6 protein-coding genes and 1 pseudogene are annotated in these 5,366 nt (G+C 72.8%); 4 read left to right on the top strand and 3 right to left on the bottom strand.

From position 1 onward, the window contains the following. Window positions 1-320 (bottom strand): HPP family protein (locus tag L7D48_RS25310; RefSeq protein WP_374493716.1); only part of this gene is annotated, 320 nt, incomplete at its 3' end. Between the two features lie 110 nt (window positions 321-430). On the opposite strand from L7D48_RS25310, the gene L7D48_RS25305 reads away from it, so the two are divergent. Next, window positions 431-1,060 (top strand): ABATE domain-containing protein, encoded by a 630-nt coding sequence (locus L7D48_RS25305; protein WP_237882852.1) that lies wholly within the window; start codon window positions 431-433, stop codon window positions 1,058-1,060. A gap of 80 nt (window positions 1,061-1,140) precedes the next feature. Here the strand turns inward: L7D48_RS25305 and L7D48_RS25300 are convergent, their stop codons facing one another. Then, window positions 1,141-2,496, bottom strand: a complete 1,356-nt coding sequence (locus L7D48_RS25300; RefSeq protein ID WP_237882850.1) for a vanadium-dependent haloperoxidase — start codon at window positions 2,494-2,496, stop codon at window positions 1,141-1,143. A gap of 265 nt (window positions 2,497-2,761) precedes the next feature. Next, window positions 2,762-3,373 (bottom strand): ABATE domain-containing protein, encoded by a 612-nt coding sequence (locus L7D48_RS25295; RefSeq protein ID WP_237882848.1) that lies wholly within the window; start codon window positions 3,371-3,373, stop codon window positions 2,762-2,764. A gap of 265 nt (window positions 3,374-3,638) precedes the next feature. Between L7D48_RS25295 and L7D48_RS29610 the strand changes: the two are divergent. The 3 genes and pseudogenes from L7D48_RS29610 to L7D48_RS25285 form a co-directional block, all read left to right on the top strand. After that, a pseudogene (locus L7D48_RS29610) lies at window positions 3,639-3,818 on the top strand (LysR family transcriptional regulator); the annotation flags it as partial. A gap of 48 nt (window positions 3,819-3,866) precedes the next feature. Beyond that, complete coding sequence (locus tag L7D48_RS25290; RefSeq protein WP_237882846.1) at window positions 3,867-4,586, top strand: LysR substrate-binding domain-containing protein; 720 nt, start codon at window positions 3,867-3,869, stop codon at window positions 4,584-4,586. A gap of 315 nt (window positions 4,587-4,901) precedes the next feature. Next, a complete protein-coding gene (locus L7D48_RS25285; protein WP_237882844.1) occupies window positions 4,902-5,324 on the top strand; it encodes a cupin domain-containing protein in 423 nt (140 codons plus the stop codon). The last annotated feature ends 42 nt before the right edge of the window (window positions 5,325-5,366 follow it).

Below are 5,366 nucleotides of genomic sequence, written 5' to 3'. Positions count from 1 at the left end.
GAGAGCAGCTGCCCGCCGACGACGCTGCGCGGCTGGGCCAGGGGCAGGGCGGGGGCTCCGAAGACCAGGGCGGAGCTGGCCGCGAGCGGGGGGATCAGCCAGACCTGGTCCAGCCAGGCGCCGATGGCCACCAGCAGGACGAGCCCGGCGACCGAGCCGGCGGTGGCCACGGCGACGGTGAGCGCGGGCGGGCGGGCCGGCGCCCGGCTGGTCAGCCGCCCGGTGGCGGCCGGTGCCGGGGAGGGAGCGGCAGGGGCCGGCGTCGGAGCCTGCGCCGGCGTCGGAGCCGGGGCGGTGCCGACGGACGGTTCTGCTGTCACGGAGACCTCCGGATGATCTTCAATTGGTAATGGATGGATTCGCATGTAATCCATTAGCTCGGGAGTATGGCATTATCGTCAGCGAGGCGACAACCCGGATCGGCGAGGGGGTGGCGAAGACGGAGAGCGGCGAGAGGCCCCGGCCCCCTCTGAGCGGGGAACCCCTGGCGCTGGACCTGGTGAACACCACGTTCATCCAGGGCGGGCTGCGCGGCAGCCTGGTGGACGCGCTGGCCGTCCCGGCCGACCTGGACCTCTGGCTGGAGGAGCACGCGCAGGCGCTCCCCCCTGAGCCGGCCCGGCCGGCGGCGGGCCCGGCGACCGCCTCGCACCTGGAGGAGTTCCGGCGGCTGCGCGAGGCGCTGAGGGAGCTGAGCCGCGCCTGCGTCGCGGAGGAGCCCTACGGCGAGCAGCCGGTCGCCGTGGTGAACCGGGCCGCGAGGCTCGCCGTGAGCTGGCCCGAGATCGGGGACGGTGCGGCGGGCGGGACGGCGGCCGGGTCGGCGGACGGCCCGGTGGTGCGCTGGGCCGAGTCCGACCCCCTGATGGTCCTGCTCGGCGCGGTGGCCGTCTCCGGCGTGGAGCTGCTGGCGGGCCCGGGACGGCACGGGGTGCGCGCCTGCGCGGCCCCGGGCTGCATCCTGTACTTCGTCAAGTCCCACCGGCGCCGGGAGTGGTGCACCCCGGGGTGCGGCAACCGGGTGCGGGTGGCGCGCCACCACAGGCAGCGGCGGTCCTGATCCCCGGACGGGCTCCGGCCGCGGCGCCGGAGGGGTTCCGGGGCACCGCGGCCGGGCGGGTCACTTCGTCGAGTCGCGGATCACTTCAGGGCGTTGGCGTAGACGTAGTCGGCCACCTGGTAGCCCTGCGCCAGCGCGGCGTCGTTGTCCATGCGGAAGTGGACGCCGGCGTACAGGCGGCTGTCGGCCTTCTCCTGCGCGGCCTGGCTCAGGCTGGTGAAGCTGCGGGTGACGCCGACGGCGTTCGGGTCGTCGGTGGTGCCGGTGAAGGAGACCTGGTCGGTGCCGAAGTAGTCCTGGAGGATGCCCGCCCAGGCCGCCGCGATGCCCGAGTGGCCCGAGGAGTAGGTCGGGAAGGACGGCGAGAAGTGCGTGCCGGCCGCGGTGGCCGACAGCGGCTTCCAGTCCGGGTCGGCGACGGTCAGGTCGTTGCCGTCGGTGTCGGCGAGCTTGATCGCCGTCTCCGGGCGCCACAGGCCCGTGTGGTACTTCGACTCCCACACCGAGATCGCCGCGTCCGCCAGGCCCATCGACAGCAGGGCGAACAGCCGGGAGGTCTGGTACGAGGTGTCGTGGGGCCGCAGGGTCTGCTGGACGATGATGGCGTGCTCGTACTGCTGGCCCACCGGCTTGTAGGTGCCGTCGGCGTCGTTGGCCCAGAAGCGGGCGATCTCGGTCTGGTCGGCGGTGCGCTCGGTGGAGTCGGCGCCGCCCAGTCGCCGCACCTCGTCGACCTGGGCCGCGTAGCCCTCGCTGGCCAGCAGCTCCTCGCGGTCCTCGAAGCCCAGCGGCTCCTGCGGGCGGAACTGCGAACCGCTCTGGAGCACCCAGGGCTTGACCTTGCCCCAGTTGGCGCCGGCGGGACCCGCGCCCGGGGTGGTGGGGCGCCAGTACCCGGGCTCGTTGATCACGTTGTACGGCGTGGCGTCGTCCGCGCCGTCGTCGGAGCGCTCGATGACGATGTTCGTGCCGACCCGGATGCCCAGCAGCTTGCCGAACGCCTTGTCGTACCGGTTGCCGCTGTCGGGCAGGGCGAGGGCGGTCGCGAGCTCGTCGCTGAAGTCGAGCTGCGGGTAGGCGCCCTTGAGCGCGTGGTAGGCGGCGTGGTCGAGGGCGCTGTTGAGGGAGCCGTGTCTGCCGCGGGCCTGGGTCATGTCGGTCAGGTAGGGCTTGCCCTGCCCGGATATGGAGTTGGCGGCGTCGTACATGGCGGTGTTGAGCATCGCCCCGCCCCGGGTGAGCGGGCCGGGGTGGCCGCCGACCTCGCGGAAGGCGTCCAGGAGAACCCGGTTCCAGTAGATGACGCGGTCGGTCGGCTGCGCGGGGGTCTCGGCGACCGCCGTGGCGGGCGAGACGGAGACCAGGGCGCCCACCGCGAGGGCGGTGGCGGCGGCCTTGACCAGGACGCTGCGGCGCGTCGGAGCGATTCCGGACATGCGAGTGGTCCTCTCGTGACAGGTGAAGGGCCCGCTCCGGCGGGCCGGCCCGGTGGTGCGGACACCTCCGGGCCGGCCCCTGGCAGGGCCTCGCCGAGGACGCTAACGGCGCGGGGAGCGCTCTCCCGATCACTTCGCCGATGCCTGCGATCGGCCACTCCGATGAGGGTCGCGGAGGTGTCCGCGACGTTCGGCCGACGTTGTGCGCTAATGAATTTTTACCTCTCCATTGCCGTTCTCCCGCCACCTGCGGATCGGCCTTTCGTCACTTTCCGTCACCGACGCAGCGCCTCGCATGGTGCCGGGCGACCCGTGCGCGGTTGCCGCAGCCGCTCGAGCACCACGCGCGGCGGGGGTGGTGGCGGTAGAAGAAGAGCACGCACCCCGGGGCCCGGCAGCTGCGCAGCAGCGCGCCCTGCTCCCCGGACAGCAGGAGCACCGAGCTGCGGGCGATCAGCGACAGCGCGTGGGTGACGGCGTCCGCGGTGCACAGGGAGTCCGCGCCGGGCGCGTGGGCGTCCCGCCAGACCAGGACGGGCCAGGACTGGCTCATTCCGGAAGCACGGTTGACGTGCGCGATGTCCCACGGATCGGGCACCTTGCGATCGACCCGCGCGGCGATCAGGCGCCGGAGGGCGTCGCGCAGGACACGCGCGTGGACGAGCTGCTGCTCGCCGGCGCGGAGCTCGTCCTTCCGCAGGGGCCCGGGCTCGGGGAACAGGTCCCGGTGGCGCCGCAGCCACGACTCCAGCTCGGCGGGCGACCCGAGGCCCTCGACGAGGCACCCCCTGACCGCGGAGAGGGTGTTGGCGAACTCGACGGGCAGTGGCTCGACCTGCGGTCTCCGACTACTGTTCGTGACAAGCGATTTTGCCACTGTCATCTCCTAACGGTCTGGGCGTGATGCTAGCGTTTCAGGTGCTGCGCAGGCACAGACCAACATCGATCACGGGTTCGCTTCACGGGGGCGGGGGTATCGAGCCGGGGGACAGGGCACGGTCGGCGCGGCGGCCGGTGGGCGGCCGCAGGGGCAGGGCGGCCGCCGGGACGGCCGGCCGCCGCGCCGACCGGGGCCGGTGCCCGGGCCGGTGGCCCTCCTGCGACCGCGCGGGCCGTCAGAGCACTGCCGTGGGGGATTTCGCATGGATTTTTCCGCATACCAACTCAGAACTTTCTGGGAAGTGGCCAGGACCGGCAGCCTCACGAAAACAGCCAGGAATCTCGGATATTCCCAGTCGAGTGTGACAGCCCATGTGAGGTCCCTGGAGAACAGGGTCGGGTCGCCGCTCTTCCACCGCCTACCGCACGGTGTTCGCCTCACAGCCGCCGGCGAGACGTTCCGTGTATATGTCGGACGCATATTAAGCGTCATGGACGAGATGTCCGTCGCGCTCAAGAACAAGGGCGAGCCGACCGGACGGGTCGTGGTCGGGGCGACCGCCCCCCTCATGGAGTACGAACTGCAGGAGATCGTCAGGCAGAGCCGCTACCGGTACCCCCGCATCAGCCTCTCCCTGAAAGTGATGAGCACCGGTGACGTGGAGGCCGCCGTGGCCTCCGGGGGCGTGGACGTGGGGCTGACCTTCGCCCGCGACGCCGGGGAGCGGAAGGCCGCGGCGGCGGGCGGCGTGCTGCGCGAGGCGCTCTTCCCCGTCCCCTTCGTCCCCGTCGGCCCGGCCGGCTCCTCCGCGGGCGACCCCTCCTCGATGGACCGGGTCCTGGTGGTGGACCCCGACTGCGCCTCCCAGCACGTCCTGCCGCAGTACCTGACGGCGGTGCGGGGGGAGGCGCCGACCCTCATGGAGACCGGTTCCACGCGCGGCGCCCTCGGCCTGGCGGGCGCCGGACTGGGGGTCGCCATGGTCCCGCGGGCGGCGGTCGGCTGCGGTTCGGCGCCGGAGGGGCCGGTGCCGGTCGACTCCCTGCCCAGCGCCGTGATGCACGTGCAGGCCCTGCTGCCGGGCGGCGGCTGGCTCTCCCCCGCCGTCTCGGCCTTCCTGAGCCTGGCCCGCCGGACGACCGCGGCGCCGGCGGGCGGCGCACCGGCGGCGGACGCGCCCGGCCCGTCCGCCGGTCCGGTCCTGGTCTGATCCGTCCGCCGGCCGGCGCCGCCGGCCACCACGTTCCCGCCGCCCGGCGCCCGGAAGGGGCCGGGCGGCCCCGTTTTCCGTGCGTTCCGCGCGTTCCGTTCCCCCCGGAAGACGCCCGGCCCCTTCCGCGCCGGGCACCTTCCGAAGAATACGCAAAAAGGGGTATCGGAAACCTCGATACCGGAAATCGACAGCTCTCCCGATAGAGCCGCACAGCGAAGATAGCCTCGTGTTCGAAGGTTTTCTCCCGGCATGGACGCCCGTCCCGGGAGATACCCGGGAAGTCTCACGACCCCACCCGAACAAGAGGAATAGATGTCCGATATCGAATTCATCCCCAATGTCTTCCGCAGCGGTTTCGAACTCACCGACCTCTCGTGGGTGCCCTGGAAGGAGCCCGGACGGGTCGGGGTCGAGCACCACGTTCTGTGGGCCCCCGACGAGGAGAAGGGCGAGGACTCCGTCGGCCTGATCCTGCGTTTCCCGCCCGGCGCCCACGGCGACTTCCACGAGCACCTGGGCTACGAGCTGATGCTCGTCCTCGACGGCGTCCTCGACCACAGCGACGGACCCTCGTACACCAAGGGCGACCTGGTCGTCGAGGCCCCGGGCACCCGGCACCAGATGTCCAGCCGGGAGGGCTGCACCGTGCTGGCCATCCGCACGCGGCCCGCCGCGGCGCGCACCCCGGACCGGCCCATCCGGCCCGTCTCCGACAAGGTCGCCGCGCAGGCCTGAGCCCCGCGGCCCGGGGCCCGCACCCCCGCCCGGGGCCGGCCC

The sequence above is a fragment of the Streptomyces sp. ICN903 genome (assembly GCF_022015835.1).
GTDB classification, from domain to species: domain Bacteria; phylum Actinomycetota; class Actinomycetes; order Streptomycetales; family Streptomycetaceae; genus Streptomyces; species Streptomyces fenghuangensis.
The sequence above is the reverse complement of the archived record's forward strand: the minus strand, read 5'-3'. Positions and strand labels throughout refer to the sequence as shown.